The sequence below is a fragment of the Candidatus Hydrogenedentota bacterium genome (assembly GCA_019637335.1).
Lineage (GTDB): Bacteria > Hydrogenedentota > Hydrogenedentia > Hydrogenedentales > JAEUWI01 > JAEUWI01.
The window spans coordinates 1-20,760 of the sequence record JAHBVV010000018.1 but is presented as its reverse complement, the minus strand read 5'-3'; the positions used below and the strand labels follow the sequence as shown (position 1 = coordinate 20,760).

Here is a 20,760-nt window from a genome sequence, read left to right as displayed (position 1 = left end):
CACCGTTGCCAGATTTGATCCGTTCCCAATGTGAAGCACGCCGTCATTGCCGCCACTCAGCCCGACACATCTTACAGGAAATCTTGTACCGATTCCTGCATGTGCAGTCCCTGGCCCGCTCAATGTATAGCTCTCCGTACTCTGACCAGCATATACGTTAAGGCGCTTCACCGCAAGTGTTTTCTTAACAGCCAGCGACGCAAACTGACAAAAACAACCGATCTTCGCCCGGAAAAACGCTTTTCGCGCGCGTTCCCGCGTGAACCTGCGTTTACCGGCGCCCTGTATTCTTCGCGGATACGGTTGGACAGATCAACTTTTTCCCGACCGCCTTCAACCCGTGCGCCCAAGACACGCCAGTACCGTCGCCACCATCGTGGTACGCGGCACCGTCACCTGCCCGGTCTTGCCCGCCTCGCGGTACGCGTCCCGATCGTCGATCCCTTCCCGGCCCGCCTTCCCCGCCTCAAGATCCTTGACGGACACGACACCCCGCGCGATCTCGTCTTCCCCAATGATAACCGCAACCGGGATCCCGTAGTGGTCCGCGTGGCTCAGCTGGTTGCCCATCTGCATTTTCTTCTTGCTCGCGAAGAACGTCTCGGTACGTATGCCGGCAAGGCGGAGCTCCTGGGCGACCCGCAGGGTCTCGGCCTTCGGCACGTTCCCCATCGTCACGACAAGCGCCTCGACCGGCGTTGAGGGGGCCTGCACGAGGTCCAGCCGGCCCAGGGCGGCCAGCAGGCGATCGAGGCCGACGGACATGCCCGTGCAGGGGATCGCCTGGTGCATGAACCGCTCGACGAGCTGGTTGTAGCGCCCGCCGCCCATCACCGTGCCGAATTCCGGCGCCCCCGGCAAGATCATCTCGAACACCGGGCCGGTATAGTAATCCAGCCCACGCGCCAGGCTCGGGTCGAACCGCGTGTGCGCGTCCGCAACGCCCAGGGCGTCGAGCGACTCCGCGAGCTCTTCCATTTCGGCCAGCCCCTCGGTGGCCAGCGCGCTGCCGGAGAGCGCCGCGCGCATCCCGGCCACCACCGCCGCGCGCGTATTGCCGCCGATAGCGACAAACCCGAGTATCCGCTCTATCGTCTCAGGCGGGAGCTGTACCCCGGGAATGGGGTCGCCGGAATCGTCGATGCGCCCGCCGCCCAGCTCAAGCCGCACGTTCTCAACGCCCACCTTGCCGAGCTTGTCGATCACGCGCAGCACATGCTTCTGGCGACCGCTCTCCACGATGCCGCAATCCTCGAGGAGCGCGTCGATGAGCTTCCGGTTATTGATCAATACCAGGTACTCGGGCGCGCCCAGGGCATCCATTACCGCGCACATCACGGCGATGATCTCGGCGTCCACGGCGACCGTGGCGGCTCCGGCGGCGTCGATATCCACCTGCGTGAACTGCCGGAAGCGCCCCGGGCCCGGCTTGTCGGCGCGCCAGACCGGCCCCATCGCGTAGCGGCGGAAGGGCGCCTTGATCTGGTCGGGGTACTGCGCGAGCAGCCGCGCAAACGGCACCGTGAGGTCGAAGCGCAACGCGATCGGCTCGCCCTCGGGGCTTTCGAGGCGGAATAGCTCCTTGTTGGTCTCCTCGCCCCCGGCGCCGAGCAGCACGTCGAGGTATTCGAGCGCGGGCGTTTCCACGGGGGAGAAGCCATATTGCTGGAAAATCGCCTCGATCCGCCGCATGGCCCCCGCGCGCATCATCGCGCCGGCCGGGAGAAAATCCTGAAACCCCTTCAACGTCTGCGCCTTCACCAGGGGAGTCTTCCCAGCCATGTCCACGGTCCTTCCACTCGGGGTGTGCCGGCGCGCGCGGCGGCGTCCGGATGATTGCGAGAATACGGGGCCGCCCCACAAATAGCGCCCACACAACGGCACGAAGTCTAGCAAAGGGCTGGAAAATGGGTCAATGCGGCCCGGTTACTCCGTGCCGCTGAACCCCAGAACATCGCCGGTGACGAGGCCGGGCCCGACGCCGCTCTGCCCCGTTCCCGGCGCCGCCGGCACGTTAAAGCGCGTGCCCAGCGTCTGCCGCTCGCCCATCCGGTCAATCGTGAAATACACGTTTCCGTGACGTTTCGCCTCCAGCATCGCGAGTTCCGCGTCAAGCGTATTGGCGACCGGACGGCGGTTGATCTGGACGATAACGTCCCCGCGCTGGAGCCCCGCCGCCTTCGCGAGGCCCCCCTCGGCAACATTGTTCACGTAGAGCCCGCTGCCGGCGCGCAGGCCATAGTTCTTCGCGGTGGCCGGCGTCAGCGTGCTGGTTTCGGCGCCCGGCGCGGGCAGCGCGAAGTCGGTGGCGAGCCGGCGGATGTCCGTGTTCAGCGCCCGGTTGAACGCCGTCTCGATTACCGTCCCATCCACGTACTCGGCCGTCTCCAGCTCATCCAGCACCCGGCGCACCGCCCCCTCGCCAAACTGGTCCTCAACCAGCAGGAACAGCCCCAGGCTCGCGTTGAAGTAATCGGGATCCCGGGCGGTTTCGCCGAAGGCCGGCCAGTCGAGCACCGCGGGCCCAAGCGCCGCCAGCGCGCTGAGGGGTTTCTGGTACACGTGGGACGATTCAAACGGCGAGAGGGCCAGCGGGTCGCCCTCGGCTTCGGCGCGGGCGCGCAAGCGCTCATACACGAGATACTCGGCGTAGTTCGCGAGCCCCTCCCGGAACCAGCGCGTGTTGTACTCGATCTTCACCAGCGGATTGCTTCTCTGATCCGCCAGCACCAGCGGCGGGCGCGCCGGGTCGACCAGGCTCAGCTTCGTGAGCTCGTGCACAAACATGTACGGGTAGAATGGATTCGTCGACCGGATCGTCTCAAAGGACTCCTCCCCGTCCACCGCGAACAGGGGAAACTGGAAGACCTCGCTGGTCTTCTGGAAGCTCCCCGCAATCGTCCCCGGCATACGATCGCGCCGGAGGAGATACGCGCGCACCGGCAGCGGATAGTCGCGCCCGAGCGCCTGCTCGACATGCGCAAGGTGCTGCTCGATCTCCACGGCGAGCGCCCCCGCCTGCTCCTTCAGACCCGCCTGAAACGCCACCTCCGCCCGGCCCGCCCGGGCCGTTCCCTCGTAGTACTGGGACGCCACAAACGCGTTGTCGACGACCAGACCGTCGTTGTAGTTAAAACCCACGTTGAACGCCGGCCGGACCCCTTCGTTTCGGTACGCCTCGTACGCCGCCTGCGCGCCGGGGGCCGGCAGGGTTTCACAGCCCGAAAGGGCCAAGGCCAGGGCCGCGCCCCCCGCAATCCAGCGTTTGGTGATTCGTTGACTCATCGTCCCGTCCCGCCGTGGCGCGCCACCCGGCGCGTTCCTCAATGCGACGTAGTGTACAAACTCCCGGACCGGACGGCAACTTGCGCCCGGTCGCCGGAAATTCGGGACGCCGGGGCCCCCGCGCCGCCTTCGCCTATTCGTAACACTTTAGCCGTCTGAAGTAGTCGCCCTCGTCGCACCCAACGGTGGCGGCTCTCGGTGATCGAGCACCGTCATCCCCACGAAAGTGGGGATCCAGAGACCATGCAACGTTAACCTCGGAAACCCTCTGGATTCCCGCCTTCGCGGGAATGACGAATACATCCAGTGTAAGTAAGGAATCTCGTATCGGCGAACGCCTTACTTCAGACGGCTAAAGAATTACGCCTATTCCCAATCCAACCCGGCGTCGTGGCCGGACGGACGGTCGCCGGCGCGGTCGCGGTGGACAAGGGACTCGAAAAGCGGGTCCCCCCGGAGGTTGGCGAGATCGGCGTCGTCCACGGCCTCGTAGCGGAGCACGTCGGAACGGCGGAAGGCCTCCTGGAGGTTGTCCAGCGATTCCGCCTTGCGGCCCACGAGCGCGTAAAGGCACGCGAGGTTGTAATAGGGCTTCGGATGCTCGGGAAAGCTCTCGATCGCGCGGCGGTAATACACCTCCGCCTCGTCAAAGCGCTTCAGGTCGACCAACAGATTCGCGTAGTTGTTCAGCGGGGAGATATTCTCCGGCATGTACTTCAGCGCAAGCTCCGCCTGCACCAGCGCCTCGTCGAACTTCCCCTCCGCGCGCAATATTACCGCCATAATCCCGTAGGGCCGCCCCCATTCGGGGTCGAGCGAAACGCTCTTCTGAAGCACGTCCATCGCCTCGGCCGTCCGCCCGAAACTGTGGAGCCCCAGAAGGTTCCCCAAATTGGCGTAGGGCCAGCTCCACGCCGGATCAAGCGCGATCGCCTTCTTGAACTGCCCCTCCGCCGCGTGGAAGTTGTGCTCGCGCATATACTGGTACCCCAACAAGAAGGCCCCCTTCGCCCCCGGGACGGATCCCCCCTCCGCGAGTACCGACGCCGCACGGATAGCGCGCTGCGTCGCCACCCGGAGCGCATTGGGATCCACCTCCAGCAGCGCCAGCGCCTGATCCACCGCCGCCGCCGGGCTCGCAAGTGCATCGGACGTGCGCGCGGTCGTCTGCCGCGAAATATACACGACGGACGCCAGCGCCACCGCAATCAGCGCGGCCAGCCATACCAGTAGATGTTGCTTCATAGGTTCACCGGGGACCCGCAAATCCGCGGCCCTTCTTCGTATTGCTGCCGCCCGGACGGCGCCGGGCCGCGTATGGCCCAACGCCGCCGTCTACACGCTAATTATCGGCTATACGCGCCGATCTTGCAAGCCCCAAGGCCCGAAAAGTTGCGATTCCAGCGCGGAAGCCGGTATGCTGGGGGCCTTCCCGTACCGGGTTTCCCAGCTGTTCCGTTGCGCCCGCGCCACGCCGCCGGACGCGCGCCTCGATGGGCGGCCCGGCATGGCAATCCGCCCGGCGAATGGAGTCCGGGGAAGCCCCACCGCTCGCGGAGCATGTCCGGTTGCGGCGGATTCCGGCGCTTCGGCCGTCCGCCGTGGGAGAGAGTTGACACCGATGGAAGTTATCATTCGAGGGACCGAGGAAGAAGCCTCCCGCCTGGCCGCGGATCTGATCGGGAGCGCGCTCGTCGCAAACCCGCGGCTGGTGCTGGGCCTGGCCACCGGGCGCACCATGGAAAGCCTCTACGCGCTCCTCGCGGCGAAATTCGAGGCCGGCGAACTGGATTTCTCCAAAGCCACCACCTTCAATCTCGACGAGTACATCGGGCTTCCGCCGGAAAACCCAAACTCCTACCGCACCTATATGAACCGCCACCTCTTCAACCGGATCAATATACCCATCGAGCGGACCCACCTCCCCAATGGCGCCGCCCCCGACCTCGACCGGGAATGCCAGGACTACGAGGATCGCATCGAAGCCGCCGGCGGAATCGACCTCCAGTTGCTCGGGATCGGCAGCACCGGCCACATCGGCTTCAACGAGCCCCTGTCCGCCCTCCGAAGCCGCACCCGCTGCAAGGCCCTCACCCCCGGCACCATCGCCCAGAATTCGCCCCTCTTCGACAACCCCGAAGAGATGCCCCGCCGCGCGATCACCATGGGCGTCGGCACCATACTCGACTCCCGCCGCTGCATCATGCTCGTGACCGGCGAAGCCAAGGCGAATATCCTCTCGAAGGCCGTCGAGGGGCCGATCACCTCCATGATCTCCGCCACCGCACTCCAGCTGCACCCCCGATGCACCGTCATCTGCGATGAAGCCGCCGCCGCAAAGCTCGAAAACCGCGGCTACTACGACTGGATCTTCCAGAACGAACCCGAGTGGGAGCCCTACCGCTAAAGGCGGCAAGAACACGCTCCCACAAGGGTTAAGCGTGGAGGATGGCGAACGCACAGCGTTGGCCTTACAACGGGATTACGTGCGAGCCCCCTCCCGATTCCGTAGTGTCATTGTGCAAGCGGCGCGCGGGCCGTCAAAACGCGCCAACGCCAAAACCTGTCTCTATCCGTTTTTTACTTATCCGTCAACTTCTTGTTTTTTCCGCAGGTTCCAATTACTCCATAACCATCTGGTGTATAAGCATTTGCGAATCGGAATCTCCGGAGAGAAGTCCTAGGCCTATCCGTGAATTTCGTGGTTGGTATTCTTTTCTTGACCACGGATTACACCGATGACACGGATTGAAGCGACGCTCCAACCAGATGAGATCGCACAGCCCGCCATCCGATCAACTCCGCTACCATTCCGATGCTGAACAATCCGAACAGGCCACCTTGGAAAGAGCACGCAGCCGCCTGCACACACCAACAACCGACATCATTCTCTATCCGTGTCATCCGTGGAATCCGTGGTCACAATTCTTAATCGCCGCCGCTCCCAAAGCATTCGTGTGCATTGGTGTCCATTCGTGGTTAAAAACTCGCGCCGCCACTCAACCACCCACACCATCCGCACACAAAAAATCACCCTATGCGCCCTCTTCGTTCTCTGCGGTTAAAGCCCTTCTCCATTTCTCTTCGTGCCCTCCGTGCCCTTCGTGGTGATCATTTTCTTGGTTGCGGCCAGGGGCGGCCCTGGGCCCTTCGTGGTGATCATTTCTTTCGTTGCGCCCAGCGGCTGACCCTGCGTTCGCTGTGGCCACCCGAAACTACACCCAAAGCTATTTTATGAACGCGTTCGACTCCTGCGCGATGCCGCGCGCGCCGTCCAGCAACCCGCAGCCACAAGCACCACCACCCCGAAGGCGACGGAGGCGGCCACGATCGCCGGTATCGCCCGCGTTCCTTCCCGCGCCCCGCCCGCGCGGTCGCCGGCGTTCGCGCCGGCCACGGTACTCGCGCTCGCGTCTCCGGCCCGCCACGCCCCGCCGGAAGCGCCGGTGGGGGACCCGGCAACGCCCGGCGTCTCCGCCGCGTTCGCCGGCCTGGTCTCTGCTGAGCCTTCCTGTCTTGGCAACGTATAGTCCCCCGCATCCTCGGGGATCACGATATCCGGCAGCGGACCGCTATACCCGGGTGAATCCGGCGGCGCCTCGGGCAGCGGCGGGCGGCTTCCGGCGGGGCGCACTCCGGAGCTCTCCGGCGCGCCCGGCCCGGGTGGGGCCGTTCCGCCGGCATCCGATCCACTCCCGGAAGGCGCTTCCGGGGTCACGCGAACGGCCCGCTCCACCGGTTCCGCCTGGTTTCCCACGCTGTCGGCTACGTTGTAGACCAGCGTGTAGGCCCCCGGCGTATCCGTATCCACCTGCCCGGTACGCTCCACCCGCGCGCTGAGGTCACCGTCCTCCGCGTCCGTTGCGCTGGCCCCGGGGTCAACGAATTCGCCCCCCGCCGCAACCGCCATTTCCACGCTCCCCCGCAACTGAATCACCGGCGGCGCGTCCGCGACGCCATCGGCCTGGGACAGCGCCACGCCCGAGACCAGCTTGCCCGCGTCCAGCCGGTATTCCACCTGCCCGGAAAACGGCTTGGGACCCGCATCGCGCGGGGGAACCTGGAGGGTATAGCGCAGCGCCAGCGGCGCGCGGGGCGGGGTAATCCAGATGAACTGAAGCACGCCGCCGGAGCCCGGTTCGGGCGTGACGGCCGGCGCGGGGCCGGCGATCGTCTGGAGGTCAACCAGCGCCCAGCCCGAAGGAACGCGTTCGTAGAGCCCCATGGCCGTCATCCCATCCCACTGCGCGGCCGCAATGAAGACGGTGACCGACGCCGTGCGGCCACCCTTGTAGGGACCATCGTGTTCGCGGTTGATCACCACACCGGCGGGATTGTGCGCTCCCTGGGCGGCCGCGGCCCGCGCAAGCCCCGCCGCGCTGGCCAGCATCACGGCGGCCAGCGCCAGGGCGGCGCGAAACGGCCCGCCGCCAGGGGAGGCGTATGGCATTGTGTTACTATCCGTCATTTTCTTGTTTTTTTTAGCAAGTTTATTGGAAAGTCACGCGGTAATCCATTCATACAAAACAGGTTACGTGGCCGGCGCGCGGGTTCGAGATTCGGCGCCATCTATCGGCAAAGCCTTGAGAAAACGCCCCGAAGGGGCACGGCAGCTTCGAGCCCCGGGCAACGCCCGGGGTTAACGGAATAGATTTCCTGTGAGCCCTGAAAGGGTCGAAGATGCGCCGAAGGCGGACGGCGGAGTTTTTGCTCCCGCGCTGAACTGCGCTGCCCTTTCAGGGCGAACAAAAACTACACCACGCTTCCCTGGGCGTTGCCCAGGGCTCGAAGCTGCATTGGCCCTTCGGGCCGGAAGAGCGGGAATCCCGAGTCCACTACATTCATCATCGCCGCGCCTTGAACCACCATACAATTCGCGTTCATTCGCGTTCATTCGCGGTTCAAATCTATTCGGTTGCGGCCAGAGACTGCATTGTGTTATCCCGATCCATCACCCATTCCACTCCAGCCGTGACACGCCGCCGGAGCTACCGACGGGAGGCTTCAATTTCCGAGACCAGCAACTCCGTGCCGAGCGGGCCACTGTTCTGGCGGTACGCGGCGTAGCCCGAGATGGACACCGGGCCCGCCGCGTCCTCCGGCACGTCCAGCGTGTACCGAAAATGGACGGGAAACGCGGGCAGATCGATCCAGGCGAAATCGATGGCGCCCTGCTGGCCCGGCGCGGGAAAAACCTCCGGCGCGGAGCCGCCCCCGCCCGATACGGCGCGCAGCGACCAGCCCTCGGGAATGGTCTCGGACAATCCGATCGCGGAAATGCCCGCCGGATCGTCGGCGTCAATGCCGATATCCACCGTGAAAACGCCACCGGGGCTATAGGCCGTGCTGTGGGCCCGTTCCAGGGACACGCCCGCCGGATTCGCGGGCGAAACCGTCGAGATCACGTCCCCGATCGTGTGCGGGCCCGCCCCTTCGCGGTACTGCACCGATCCCCTGAACGTGGCGCTGCCCGCGGCCTCGCGCGGCGACCGCGCCCGGTATCGGAATTCGATCGGAAACGAGGGCGGCGCGATCCACGCAAAATCGATCGTGCCGGCGGCCCCGGCGGGCGGCGAGAGCGGCGGGCCTTCGGCCGAAACGAACACCCACCCCACGGGAAGCATCTCGGTTACGCCGATCGCGCTGATCTTCTTCGGATCCTCCGCGGTGATACGAATCGTCACCAACAAATCATCGCCCGGGTAGTAGGCGGACGGCAGAATCCGCTGCATCGCAATGCCCGCGGGATTCTCCGCGTTGGAAATGGGTGGGAGCGGGCATCCCTGCGGCAGAAGCGCCGCCAGAAACCCCAGCAGCACGGCCATCAACCTGTTCGTTCCACCTGCGGGCATTATGGGCTACCTCAATCTCGTGTCGGGGGGTATCGCCCCAATACTACACAATACCGCCGCCGCCCGCCGCGTTACAAAACGCCGGGACGGCGGCGCAATCAACGGGAGTTTCGGGGACGCATGCGCGCCGCGCCAATCAATCGCCGGTAGATCCGGTACGAGTCCTGAATTTTACGGAAGTGCGACGACGCGTTCCCCTTCTCGTAGATGGTTTGAATGGGCACGGATTCGATGCGCCAGTCTTCCCGGATGGCCTTCACAATGATCGCCATTTCGGTTTCGTAACGCCCGCCATCGACCGACGCGACGATGTCTTCAATAAAGGCGCGCGACAGCACCCGGAAGCCGCACTGGGTATCCGGCAGGCGGCGCCCCAGTAGCCACGCGGTGACCGTCACCGTCAACGTATTGCCAAACCGGCTCCGCCACGGCACGTGTGCGCCGTCGAACACACGGCTGCCGATGACCAGGTCCGCGCCGGTCTCCCGGAAGGCCCCCACCAGCCGCGGAATCTCCGCGGGGTCATGCTGCCCGTCCGCGTCAAGCGCGCAAACGCAGTCCATCGCCGGATCCGCCAGCGCGGCCCGAAAGCCCGCAAGCAACGCATGCCCCTTGCCCCGATTCTCGGGCAAACGCACCAGCTGGAACGTGAGTCCCTCAAGCGAGGCAATCGACCCATCGGTGGATCCATCATCAACCACGATCAGGTTCGGCAGACGCGAAAGCACCCCCTCGGCAACCGGACGCACCCGGCCGCCGGCGTTGTAGCAGGGAATGACGGCAACGGCCCCCGGAAGCGCGGTGTTGGGCTGGTTTTCCAAGGTATCTCCCGGCGGCGCGACAGCCCGCTCAGTATTGCCCGCCCGCCTGGCGCACCGCCTTCGCGCGCTGGCTCACCTGGCCAACAAGCTGCGCGATTCTCTCGGCGCTGTCTTGGATCTGGCGCACCGCCTCGCGGACGCGCGCGTCGGCTTCGTAGTCCAGGTCGAGCAGGTCGCTCGTCGCCATGATGGCTTGCAGGGGATTGTTGATGTTGTGGGAAAGCTGGGCCATGTCCGCGAGCAACTCAACCTGGCCGCCCGGGGCCCCGCCGGCGTTCTCCGCGAGCGCCCGGTTCAGCGCGTTGATCCGCGTGACCGCATTAAGCCACGCGTTAAGCATATTCTCCGCAACCGGTTTCGTCAGATACCCGTCGGCTCCCGCTTCCAGACCCTCCGCAATACTCGTATCATCCGTGTGCACGGCGGAAATCAGGATTATCGGCACCGCGCGGGTGCGCGGGTTGTGCTTCAGAAGCCGGCACACCTCGATCCCGGAAATATCGGGCATTTGAACGTCCAACAGAATCGCCGCAAGGCCCGGATCCGCCTGCGCAAAATCCAGGGCCGACTTGCCGTCCACGGCTTCCAGAATCTTGAAGTCGTTCCGGCGCCGTATCAGCTGCTGTATGGTCATCCGGTTCACCGGGTCGTCGTCCACGACCAGAACTGACTCGCCCTGCATTGGCGCTCTCCGCGGTTCGAGGTTGGTTCACATACGCAGTGGTAAGTATACCACCCCGGAAAGAAGAATCGGACCCCGCCGGCGGGCGCGCGATCCGCCGGCGCCTTCCAGCTGCCGGGTCAGGAATTCCGGGGTTTCGCGTTTCAATGCCCAGTGTGGCGAAACCAACGCCGCGCCGTCAAGGGACGCGCTGCCGGGACGGGCCCCACGTTGATTTCCCCACACGGGTCGCCTACCATGGCTCCGGGCTGGCTCCGGGATGCGCCCTGCCGCAACCAGTTGGCCAATTTCAGCGCTGTAACGGGATTCCGATGAATATATCCGCACGATGTGAATACGCCTGCCGGGCGGCGGTGGAGTTGGGACTCCGCCATGGCGCGCAAACCACCATGACCTCGCAGGACATCGCCGAGCGGCGGAGCATCCCGGAGAAATACCTGGTCCACATCCTGCTCCAGCTCAAGCGCTCCGGCATCGTGCGCAGCGTGCGCGGCGCCCAGGGCGGCTACCTCCTGGCCCGCCCGCCGGAGGACGTCCGCCTGCTCGACATCGTCGAAGCCATTGACGGCCCCACCCTGGACCCCCTCCCCGTGGACGATCCGCACAGCGACGCGCTCAAGCGCGCCTGGGAGGAGGTCGCCGATCGTATCCGCGCCGTCCTCGCCGAAACCACCGTGCGCAATCTCATGGAAAAGGCGTCGAACATCGACATGTACTACATCTGACCCGGCGCGCCGGCTATTCGGCGGAGAAGCGGTGCACGGTGTGGTGGCGGTAGACCTCGCCGGGGCGCAACACAACCGACGGCCACTCGGGCTTGTTGATGCTGTCCGGAAAATGCTGCGTCTCCAGGCAGAACCCGCTGTGCTTCGGGTAAATCACCCCGTCCAGACCCTCAAAGCTGCCGTCGAGGAAGTTTCCGGAGTAGAATTGGATGCCGGGCTCCGTCGTGTAAATCTCCATCACGCGGCCCGTCTTCGGATCGGAGACCCGCGCGGCGGGCTTGAGCGGCTCGGGCGATTCGTCAAGCACGAAGTTCAGATCGTAGCCCCCCTCCACCTGGTCGATCCGCGCGCCGATCGCCGCCGGCGCCGTAAAATCAAAGGGTGTGTCCGCGACCGGCGCAATCTCACCGGTGGGGATCAGCGTTTCGTCCGCCGGCGTGTAGCGGCTGGCGTGCAACTTCAGGACGTGATCCAGGATCGTCCCCGCGCCGTGGCCGCCCAGGTTCCAGTAGCTGTGCTGCGTGAGATTCACCACCGTCGGCTTGTCCGTCGTCGCCTCGTATTCAAAACTCAACGAATTGTCGTTTCCGAGCGTGTACTTCACCGTGCTCAGAAGGTTGCCGGGATACCCCTCCTCCATGTCGGCGCTCTGGTACGTGAATTTCACACCCACGCCCTGCGCCGTCGTGAAGCCCTCCGACGTCCAGACTTTCTTGTCGAATCCCTTCTCCCCCCCGTGAAGGTGGTTCGGCGGATTGTTCGTGGCCAGGGTGTACTCGGTCCCGTCCAGCGTGAACTTCCCCAGGGCGATGCGGTTGGCGCAACGGCCCGCCACGCAGCCAAAATACGGGCTGTTTTCCTCGTAGCTCTGGAGATTCGGGCAGCCCAGCGTGATGTTGGCGAAGTTGCCTTCCCGATCCGGCGTCTCCAGCGACACCAGCGTCGCGCCATAGTCGATCAACACCGCCTTCAGCCCGTTCGCGTTGGTCAATGTGTACTGCGATACGGCCCCGCCATCCTTCGTTTCGCCATACGGCGCCACCTGAATTCCCATGGCCGACCCTTCCGCGCCGGCAGCCACCAACAGACCGCAAGCCCACAGCATCCCACACGCAACACCCGATTTGGTCATGGCTCGACGCCTCCTCTTTCGACAAACCTCGCGCAATCCCCGCTTGGGTTGCGCGTTACCCTACTACAGATCGGCGGCAAAGTAAAACTTTTGGCGCGGGCGCGTCCCCGGCCCAAGGGACGGACGCGCGCGCGTAACCTCCCGCTCCCGGCGCCCGATCGCGTCCATCAACCGGCCCAGCCGCCACCCGCAAGCGCCGCAGGGCGCGTGACCGTTCCGTCAGCAAGGGACGGACGCGCGCGCGTAACCTCCCGCGCCCGGCGCCCGATCGCGTCCATCAACCGGCCCAGCCGCCACCCACAAGGGCCGCAGGGCGCGTGCCCGTCCCGGTCCGGGTAGACAGCAATGCCGTGATGCCGCCGCATAGTCCAACGCTACCCCGGCCGGGACATACCCCCGCCCTGGAGCGCTTGCCGTTTGGGAAACACAAGTCCGGTTTACGTGTGGGTGTGTTTTCCAGGATCAAGCGTACGTGCGCGGGTACGTCCCTTGGGCAAGGGGCGGCGAGCGCCCTTCAGCATGCGGAGCACCAGTACCATACTTCATAACGGTGTTGGTCCGCCGCCCCGAGCATTTCCCTGAAGTTCTCGAGTTTCCGCGTTATGGACTCGGACAGGTCCGCGTTCTCTCCGGACGCCAGCAACGCCTTCTCGTAGAAGTGGTGCGCCAGAACCTGCGCCTGGACCCGTTGATTCTCGTACGGTTGATCCGTCATGTACTGCCTGAAGCACGCCATATAGACATCGTCGTCGTAGATCTTCTCCGCCATGAACTTCCGGAGCGCCTTATAGAGATCGTCGTGGAAAGTCGCGATCACCTCGTAGGTTTGCGCGATGAATGGCCCATTGGGAAACTCGGCGGCATACTGGAATGCCGCGTTCATGTCCGGCATGCCGTGCGGTTCACGCGCCGGGTCAGACGACGAGATGGCGGCGTACAGCGTGTGCGGCCGGAGACGTGAATTCGGATCCTGCCGGTGCGCCCTGGCCAGGAGCGCCCCGGAGTATTGCATGTAGCCGCTCCAATGACCAATGTACAATCCCATATCCCGGAACGCCTCCCGATACGCGGAATTGGATTCCAGGCTTCTGTTCGCCCTCACATCCTCCGCGATTCGCGCGGTGATGTCGCGCAGCAGTCTATCGAGCCGCACCAGAGCCGCGATTTCCGGTGGGCTTCCAAGCTGAACGTACTCCGAGTAGATGTGCTCCAGCTCCCGCGCATATCCGCTATCCTGCGGAAGCTCCGCCCGCGGCGCGGCGCCAGGCAGGGCGAGCAGGCTCAGAATCAGGCACGGCGTCAATGACATCAAGCGGCCTCCGGATGGCTGTTTTTCCGCTGCGTCGGTGCGCGCGTCAGCAGCCCACACACCAATAGAAATCTTTCGTTGAACCCCGCCGTAGCGCCTCGCATTGCGCCCGAAGTTCAGCCGACTTTTCGCTGGCATCGTCCAATAGCGCCAGGGCTTGCCCGTAGAAAACCGTCGCCAGCGCCTGATACTGCAACATCTGCTGGTCCAGCGGTATGGACGAGAAATAGGGCTCGTAACATTCCATTCGATATATGCTCGAATCATTCTTCAGCGGCGCAACGTTGTACCGGACGCACTTGTACAAATCGTCATAGAACGTCGCCAGAATTTCGTACACCTCGAAGATAAACGGCCCGTCGGGAAACTCCGTCGCATATCGATGCGCAATTGCTACACCAGGCAGGCCTTCGCGCCAATACCCGATCTCGATTTGAGAATACAGTGTCCGATCGCGGAATTCCGAATGCGGGTTAATCGCATGCGCGAGTTTCAGCAGTTTCCCGTCATACTCAAGCGTTCCGCTCCAGAAGTTGGCGGACAGCCCCAAGACGGCATATTCCTCTCTGAAGTAGAAAGGGCCGAACACGTTCTGCTCGATGTTCGAGACGGCCTCCCGCAGGACCCGAATTTCTCCATCCAGCCGGACAAGCTCGCCGACCGTGGGCGTATTCCCAAGCTGAAGAAAGTCGCTGTGTACCGCCTTAAGCGCTTCTGCGTGCTCATCTCCATCGGGCAGGGGCGTGACCTGCACGGCAGCCGAAAGGCCGGCAAGTGAAGCGAGTAGAATGCTGATGACGGGCATGGTGATTGATCCTCGGTTTCGGCGCACTTGCCACGGGGCCTTGCGTACTACCACGTATAATATACCGCCTGAGGGACACCGGTTTCCGAGCAGCCCGTACTGGTTGGGGTAGACCGCAATGCCACGTGATCTGGCGATGCCACGCCCACGCGAGGCCACCTCAAACATTCCAGGGAAGCGCTCCATTCCGAAGGGCGACAATGTGGGCTGGAAGTCCGCCGAAGGCTGGTTAACCGTCCCCGGTTGACACGTCGGGCGCGCGAACCGCCAACGCTGGCTACTGGTTCTTCCAACCGCCCATGTTCAGAACCCCGGGCAATGGAATGTTGCCATTTTCCTGCTTGAGGCATGCGGCTGAGCCCAGCGTGAAGCGCCCTTCATACCCCGGAGCGCGCCTTGCGTCAAGCAGGAATGCTTATTCCGCCTGCGGCGGACTTGCAGCCCACGTTGGCGCCCGATGCTGGCCCGGGCGAGCGCGATAATCGAAAGACGGTGGTCGCTATCGCGTAAAACGCTGCACCCACGGCGCACCCGCCGCGCCATTCAACTGCACGCCAATCAGCGGCGTGTACCCGGCGGCATACCGAAACCGCTCGACCCCCGCCAGCCGGGGCAAATCGCCGGCCGAGACCTCGATCCCCTCAAACCGGGTCCACGCGGGCGGCAGATCGCCCCACGTCGCATTGTCGGGCGTGTCCGGCCAGATCGCGTTGTACACCGGCGCGTAGAATTCGACCGGCGCCCCGTCCGGCGCGGGCGGGATGTCCGTATACCAGGTCAGGTCGCGTTCGGAGGTGTCCCCGGCGTAGCGGAACGTCAGGCGCACCGGCGCATCGCCGGACGCCACCCGCAGCACCAGCATGTCCACATCGAAATACCCCGCGGGCCCCGCCTCCGGCAGGCCGCCCGGACGCGTAACCGGGTCCAGGGCGAGCAGAACGCGGGGGCCATCCTCCCCGGGAGCGACTTCGCGAACCACCGGCCACACCGTATCGCGCTCGGAGGCCGCGTAAGCGTCGAAAAGCGCTTGCAACTGCCGGTCCTGATGCCAGCAGAGCACGTACCACGGCACGAGAACCAACGCGGCGGCGCCGATGGCGAAGTACAGCCCCTGCTTCACGGTGTGGCGCGCCCAGAGCCGTGCCCGGTGGCCCGGGGGCAGCGCGGCGGCGATCGCGCGATGCGTGGGATCTTCGGGCTGCACCGCGATCCAATTCAAGAACCGAACGCGTTCGGTTTTGCGTACCAACGTGCATACCCACCACCCGAATTGCAGCACGAGTCCCCCCGCGAGCAGCGGAAAGACCTCAAGGTGAAAGTAGTGGCGCGAAGCGAATTGCACCGAAGCCATCCCCGCCAGACAGAAGGCAAGGTACAGGGCGAGGAACCCAAGCCGGGGGCGGATCGCGCCGAGAATGAGCAGCAGCGCCAGCGCGACATACCGGGTGCGGCTGAAAACGGTCTCCATCAGCCGCGCCCGCGCCGCGTAGATTGGTTCAAGCAGGTGGTGCGTAATCTCGCGGGGCATATACGCCTCGGGATTTGGCCGGAGCTCGTCCAGAATACGCAGGCCCGCCGCCGCCGTCCGCGTCGCCAGGTCGCCCGGGAGCGTCCACAGCAGGTTCCGGAAAAAGTAATCGTCCCCCACCGCCTCGTACCCCGGTGTCTCGTAAATGATCGGCTTCGCGGCGTCGTCGAGGTAGCGGTTGTGCGCATTGTGCATCGCGAGCGCCTCGGTGTCGAGGTCGGTCCACGCGACCTGGTAGGCGGGGTGGTCCACGCCGAGACGGGCGTCGTAGATGCCGGCGAACCCCATCAGAAACGGGTGCGTGCGCTCGCCGTAGGTCTGGAATTTCATGAGCACGGGCCACCCGGCCAGTAGAAAGCAAATCAGAAAGGCGGTAACGGCGATCGCGCGGCAGCCCATCGCCGGCGGGCGCCAGCCCGGGTAGAACAGCAGGACCGCCGGGACAAACACGAACAAGTACATGACCGCCTCGGCGCGAAACCCCGTGGCGAGCCCGATCGCCGCGCCCGCCGCCGCGCCGCACCACAGCGCGCGCCGCCAGCCCGCCGGGCGCGTCAAGAGCAGCACCAGGCAGAATAGCGCTATCAACATGAAGGGGGCCTTGGCGAAATCACGCAGGCGCGGTAGGAAGTGCAGCTGCACCGGGGACATCAGAAACAGCCCCGCACAGAACAGCGCCAGCGGGCGGTTGAGCAGCAGCCGAAACAACCCGTAGGCCGCGGCGGCCGAGAGCCCGTAGAGCAGTCCGTAGAGCGGCGTGAGCGACGACCACGCCACGCCAAAAACGCGCCAGACCCAGCCGGCGATGTAGAACATGTGCCAGGTCCGCCGGTGAATCCCCGTAAACGGCACGGTCTCGAGATCGGGCGGCAACAGCGCGCAATCAAAGGCGTCGATCAGCGGCGGGCCATCCCGGTGGAGCTCCGGCTGGAGGAACGCCGCAAGTTCGGGAACATCGGCCGCTTTCGGGTTTACAAAGCCCTGCCCGCACGCGAGCATAACCGACGGGCCAAAGCTCGCCTGGAGGATGTCCGCCGTCTGGCCCCACGTGGAGACGTAGACCATTCCGGCGATCGCCGCCGTGAGAAACACGCAGGCCACCAGCGCGCACTCTCGTTTCGCGGCCTGGCTCAAGGTAACGCGCACGGTCTTCCTCCCGAAGTCTTCAAGTCCGGCTCCCCGGCGTGGTTAGGGCGTCATCATACCCGTGCGCGGCCCCCGGAGGCCAGTGGGTCCTCCCGAACCCCAGCAGGCGCGCGTAAATAAGGCCGAGCACCGCCACATACACAAACGCCAAGAGCAGAGACACGTCGAATCCGGCGACAACGCGCGCGTCCCCGCGGTCTATTCCATTGATCGCATAGAAAAAGAACATGTTCAAATTAAACGCGAACGCCAGGAAAACCGCGTCCCAAAGCCAGCCGCGATCCCGCCACGCGAGATACCCCGCTACGGCCACCGCGGGAGCCAGGTGGTTCTCGTGCACGCCCTTGTTGAACAGGAAATAGGCCAGGTAGCCGGCGAGCATCGCCCGGAGCAGCCCGTCGGTCGTCCGCGGCCCCCGCCACTGCCGCCATAGCGCGAACAGGAAGGCCGCGCCGAACGTAATGCGCACGAGCGCCAGGATCCGGGTGTCCCGGGTGCGCAGGACCTCGATCAGGCCATCCTGCAGCGGGCCATAGCTCTCGGGCCAGCGTACGTGCATGGCCCAGGTCAATATCCAGCCGCTGTTCAAGGCGTATCCGCTCAGGGTATCGTGCGCAATCCCGCGTTCGAGGGCCAGAAGCGTTCCCCGCCCGGCGAACACCAACACAACGGCCCAGATCAGCGCGGCGGGCAGGTAATTGCGCCAGCGCCAGGGCGCGGGAAAATCGGAAGTCCTTGCCGGTCGAATCACATACAACGCGATGAACGGCGCGAAGATCAGAAACTGGAACTTGATCAGAGCCGCCAGCGAATACCAGGCCAGGGCCCAGGCCGTCCGTCGTTGGGAGAAAGCATGGATCGCCAGAATCAGAAAGGGGATCCCGAACAGGTCGAACGCGCCATATACGACGCTGTTCAGCAGGTAGCCGAACAGAAACGCCAGAGCCCAGCGCCCATCGCCCGAAATGCGCCAGAAGGTGAGGCCGCCCCCGACGAGAAAGACCCAGACGGCCAATTTGAAGCCGGTCCACCCGTATTCCGGCCAGACGTGCGCCGGAAGGCCCAGAATTGGAGCGATTTCGTGCGCTGCATGGAGCAGGAGCATGCCGAGCGGGGGATGGAGGATGTGGCCGACGCCCGCGTTGTAACCCGTAAGGAAGCCCGCCTCGGCAAGGCCCTCGGACCACGCCCGCCAGACGTTCACGTCGGCCGTTCCGGGAAGCGCGCACAGCGCCAGCGCCGCCGCCGACACGGCCGCAAAGAGAAGCGCCTGATTTCGTGGGTTGTTCATCGGAATCCACCAGCCCGGATGGGGCGGGCGTATCGTACCGCATTCCGGCGCCGGACGCGAAGCGAACGCTTGAATCCGCAGGACAATCGCATGTAAACCGGATCGGGATAGATGATCGTTTGCGGGTGAGGATTGGAAACCTCGAATCAAGGAATGTGAGCGTGCTGGAGCGCCGGCATCTCTGCCGGCAGGGTCAGGGATTCGCCGCAGGCGAAATGCCAGCGCTCCAACACGCGCCTTTTTCTGAAATGCAGGTGGCTGATCGGGCGATTAACTCGGACACGAAGTTTAAATGCGATTGCCCTGCTTGCATCCAGTCTCCGGCGCGACGTACCGTGACGCGCACCCGATTCGCCCCGGCGGGCGCCCGCCGCGAGACACGCCATGAAGCTTCCCACAACACCCTGGCCCCGCCCCACGGCGGTGGCGCTGGCCTGCGCGCTTTTCTTCTGCGCCGTCGCGCTCTACCACGGGCTCAAGGCCACGCGCGGCTTGGACTGGCACCCCGGATCCGACGCCTACCGGGACATTGCGCTCGCCCAGATCATCCTCGACGGCGACTATCCGGCGGACTACCTCGTACCCGACGCCTGGCTCTGGTACAACCCCCTTACCGGCGCGCTCATCGCCGGTGTATCGCGCGCCACCGGCCTCGCGCCACCACAGGCCAACGTCCGGATGGCGCCGTGGATCAACCTGCTGCCGCCCCTCCTCTTCTTCGCCCTGGCGTGGCGCGTCGCCGGTCCGGGCGCCGCACTGGCCGCGCTGCTCTCGTTTCTCTTCTTCCTCCCGCAGGAGCGGCCCAGCTACGTCTCCGCAAGCTACTCGCCCTGGCTGCTGGCCCCGCACCTCACCCAGGCAGTGTTCTACGCGTCCCTGCTCGTTTGGATGCGCCACCTGAAGCGCCCCCGGGCCCACACCGCCCTGCTCGCGGGGCTGATGCTCGGCCTTACGTTCCTGGGGCACACCGCGCCAGCCGTATTGCTGGGGTGCGTCATGGTCCTCACGTCCGCCCTTGCCGGCGCGGACCGCGCCCGCCACCTCCGGCTCCTGGCGTTGGCGCTCGGCGCCGCCTTTGTCGCCGGCCTGCCGTTCACCATATCCATCCTGTTCCGATACCAACTCCAGATCAAAAATCCCACCCCGACGACCTGGATCTGGGAGGGCGCCGCGCTGGGACGCCTCCCCCAGACACTGTGGGGGCTCCTCCACTGGCAAACCGCGCTCATGCTGGCGGGCGCCGTGGCGCTCTGGCGAAGCAAAGCCCCGCGCGCGGTGAAGCAAGTCCTGATCGCCTGGCCGGCCGTCTCGGGAGCCTTCCTGGCCTACAGCTACCTGGCGCAATGGGCCGAATCCCACGGCATCACGCTCCGCCAGATCAACCCGGGATACCACTACGTGCTCTACCTGCTCGCCGCGGGACACCTCTACACGGGCTTGGGAATCGCCGGAATCGCCCGGGCCAGCGCGACCGCCCTCGCCAATCGCGCGCACATCCCGGACGACGCCAGAGTGCGTGCGCGCCTCCGGCAGGGGATCCTGCTCGTTGCCATCGCCGTGCTGTTCGCGGCCCACTACCGCGACTTCCGCGTCTGGCACGGCTTCACCCGCGACCGCGGCGTGGCCTTGCGCCGCCTCGATCAGACGGACCATTTCGCGCCATACCGCTGGATCGTGGCGAATGCCGGAAAGGGAGCGGTCTTCCTCTGCAACGACCGCCCCGGAATCTACTGCGTCGCCCCGGCGGGTGCGCGCGTGGTGTCCTGCGATCCCTTCTTCTGGAATCTCTACGTACCCTGGGAGCCCGGCGCGGCGGCGCGCGAACAGCTCTGGACCGCCCTGCGCGAAAACGGCGCGGACGCCTTCCACGATCTCGCGGCGGCCTGGGGCGTGACCCACGTCCTCGCCGAAGCCGAACAACGAGACTGGATCACGGAAGAAAGGTTCCCGGGCCTCGATCGGGTATTCGCATCCGAAAACTTCACCATTCACCGCGTCCCGCAACCATCAGCGCAATTACCGCATGACGCCATAGCCGATTGACGGAGTAGCCGCCCGATCAACCCCGCTACAATTCCGACGCTTGACAATCCGCGCAGGCTGCGCCGGAAATCGCACACAACCACCGGCGGGCCACAACGACCGGAACGATTTTCTACCTGTGTCATCCGTACTACTATCCGT

The 20,760-nt window shown here is 64.9% G+C and carries 14 protein-coding genes and 1 pseudogene; 3 read left to right on the top strand and 12 right to left on the bottom strand.

Annotated features, from left to right (window positions below):
- Positions 1 to 333 precede the first annotated feature (333 nt).
- The 3 genes from hisS to KF886_17625 all read right to left on the bottom strand — a co-directional run bounded on the left by hisS (position 334) and on the right by KF886_17625 (position 4,530).
- A complete protein-coding gene (gene hisS, locus KF886_17635; protein MBX3179180.1) occupies positions 334 to 1,782 on the bottom strand; it encodes a histidine--tRNA ligase in 1,449 nt (482 codons plus the stop codon).
- A 144-nt stretch (positions 1,783 to 1,926) separates the two neighbouring features.
- Positions 1,927 to 3,285 carry a PDZ domain-containing protein gene (locus tag KF886_17630; protein MBX3179179.1) on the bottom strand — a complete coding sequence of 453 codons (1,359 nt, stop codon included), beginning with the start codon at positions 3,283 to 3,285 and terminating at the stop codon, positions 1,927 to 1,929.
- A gap of 366 nt (positions 3,286 to 3,651) precedes the next feature.
- Positions 3,652 to 4,530: a tetratricopeptide repeat protein gene (locus KF886_17625; protein MBX3179178.1), complete on the bottom strand. Its 879-nt coding sequence runs from the start codon at positions 4,528 to 4,530 to the stop codon at positions 3,652 to 3,654.
- 376 nt (positions 4,531 to 4,906) lie between these two features.
- Here KF886_17625 and nagB point away from each other — a divergent pair, with 376 nt between their 5' ends.
- Positions 4,907 to 5,692, top strand: coding sequence for a glucosamine-6-phosphate deaminase (gene nagB, locus KF886_17620; GenBank protein MBX3179177.1), 786 nt, complete (start codon positions 4,907 to 4,909; stop codon positions 5,690 to 5,692).
- A 1,308-nt stretch (positions 5,693 to 7,000) separates the two neighbouring features.
- Here the strand turns inward: nagB and KF886_17615 are convergent.
- The 4 genes and pseudogenes from KF886_17615 to KF886_17600 form a co-directional block, all read right to left on the bottom strand.
- Positions 7,001 to 7,753, bottom strand: a pseudogene (locus tag KF886_17615) (DUF5011 domain-containing protein).
- Between the two features lie 520 nt (positions 7,754 to 8,273).
- The gene (locus KF886_17610) at positions 8,274 to 9,110 is read right to left on the bottom strand and encodes a hypothetical protein (protein ID MBX3179176.1); all 837 of its coding nucleotides are present in this window, start codon (positions 9,108 to 9,110) and stop codon (positions 8,274 to 8,276) included.
- Between the two features lie 125 nt (positions 9,111 to 9,235).
- On the bottom strand, positions 9,236 to 9,958 hold the full coding sequence (locus KF886_17605) for a glycosyltransferase family 2 protein (protein ID MBX3179175.1): 723 nt from the start codon (positions 9,956 to 9,958) through the stop codon (positions 9,236 to 9,238).
- A 28-nt stretch (positions 9,959 to 9,986) separates the two neighbouring features.
- Complete coding sequence (locus KF886_17600) at positions 9,987 to 10,640, bottom strand: response regulator (protein MBX3179174.1); 654 nt, start codon at positions 10,638 to 10,640, stop codon at positions 9,987 to 9,989.
- Between the two features lie 311 nt (positions 10,641 to 10,951).
- Between KF886_17600 and KF886_17595 the strand changes: the two genes are divergently transcribed.
- A complete protein-coding gene (locus tag KF886_17595; GenBank protein ID MBX3179173.1) occupies positions 10,952 to 11,365 on the top strand; it encodes an Rrf2 family transcriptional regulator in 414 nt (137 codons plus the stop codon).
- A gap of 13 nt (positions 11,366 to 11,378) precedes the next feature.
- On the opposite strand, the gene KF886_17590 is transcribed toward KF886_17595, so the two are convergent.
- The 5 genes from KF886_17590 to KF886_17570 form a co-directional block, all read right to left on the bottom strand.
- On the bottom strand, positions 11,379 to 12,470 hold the full coding sequence (locus tag KF886_17590; protein ID MBX3179172.1) for a galactose mutarotase: 1,092 nt from the start codon (positions 12,468 to 12,470) through the stop codon (positions 11,379 to 11,381).
- A gap of 541 nt (positions 12,471 to 13,011) precedes the next feature.
- The gene (locus KF886_17585; GenBank protein MBX3179171.1) at positions 13,012 to 13,806 is read right to left on the bottom strand and encodes a hypothetical protein; all 795 of its coding nucleotides are present in this window, start codon (positions 13,804 to 13,806) and stop codon (positions 13,012 to 13,014) included.
- 46 nt (positions 13,807 to 13,852) lie between these two features.
- Positions 13,853 to 14,611: a hypothetical protein gene (locus KF886_17580; protein MBX3179170.1), complete on the bottom strand. Its 759-nt coding sequence runs from the start codon at positions 14,609 to 14,611 to the stop codon at positions 13,853 to 13,855.
- A 499-nt stretch (positions 14,612 to 15,110) separates the two neighbouring features.
- Complete coding sequence (locus tag KF886_17575; protein ID MBX3179169.1) at positions 15,111 to 17,285, bottom strand: hypothetical protein; 2,175 nt, start codon at positions 17,283 to 17,285, stop codon at positions 15,111 to 15,113.
- Between the two features lie 19 nt (positions 17,286 to 17,304).
- Complete coding sequence (locus KF886_17570; GenBank protein ID MBX3179168.1) at positions 17,305 to 18,576, bottom strand: hypothetical protein; 1,272 nt, start codon at positions 18,574 to 18,576, stop codon at positions 17,305 to 17,307.
- 384 nt (positions 18,577 to 18,960) lie between these two features.
- Between KF886_17570 and KF886_17565 the strand changes: the two genes are divergently transcribed.
- The gene (locus KF886_17565) at positions 18,961 to 20,619 is read left to right on the top strand and encodes a hypothetical protein (GenBank protein MBX3179167.1); all 1,659 of its coding nucleotides are present in this window, start codon (positions 18,961 to 18,963) and stop codon (positions 20,617 to 20,619) included.
- Positions 20,620 to 20,760 lie beyond the last annotated feature (141 nt).

Excerpts from the sequence above, each read along its gene's own strand:
- KF886_17600 (MBX3179174.1), bottom strand. The coding sequence starts at position 10,640 with ATGCAGGGCGAGTCAGTTCTGGTCGTGGACGACGACCCGGTGAACCGG.
- nagB (MBX3179177.1), top strand. The coding sequence starts at position 4,907 with ATGGAAGTTATCATTCGAGGGACCGAGGAAGAAGCCTCCCGCCTGGCC.
- KF886_17580 (MBX3179170.1), bottom strand. The coding sequence starts at position 14,611 with ATGCCCGTCATCAGCATTCTACTCGCTTCACTTGCCGGCCTTTCGGCT.
- KF886_17570 (MBX3179168.1), bottom strand. The coding sequence starts at position 18,576 with ATGAACAACCCACGAAATCAGGCGCTTCTCTTTGCGGCCGTGTCGGCG.
- hisS (MBX3179180.1), bottom strand. The coding sequence starts at position 1,782 with ATGGCTGGGAAGACTCCCCTGGTGAAGGCGCAGACGTTGAAGGGGTTT.
- KF886_17585 (MBX3179171.1), bottom strand. The coding sequence starts at position 13,806 with ATGTCATTGACGCCGTGCCTGATTCTGAGCCTGCTCGCCCTGCCTGGC.
- KF886_17625 (MBX3179178.1), bottom strand. The coding sequence starts at position 4,530 with ATGAAGCAACATCTACTGGTATGGCTGGCCGCGCTGATTGCGGTGGCG.
- KF886_17590 (MBX3179172.1), bottom strand. The coding sequence starts at position 12,470 with ATGCTGTGGGCTTGCGGTCTGTTGGTGGCTGCCGGCGCGGAAGGGTCG.
- KF886_17630 (MBX3179179.1), bottom strand. The coding sequence starts at position 3,285 with ATGAGTCAACGAATCACCAAACGCTGGATTGCGGGGGGCGCGGCCCTG.
- KF886_17610 (MBX3179176.1), bottom strand. The coding sequence starts at position 9,110 with ATGGCCGTGCTGCTGGGGTTTCTGGCGGCGCTTCTGCCGCAGGGATGC.
- KF886_17595 (MBX3179173.1), top strand. The coding sequence starts at position 10,952 with ATGAATATATCCGCACGATGTGAATACGCCTGCCGGGCGGCGGTGGAG.
- KF886_17565 (MBX3179167.1), top strand. The coding sequence starts at position 18,961 with ATGAAGCTTCCCACAACACCCTGGCCCCGCCCCACGGCGGTGGCGCTG.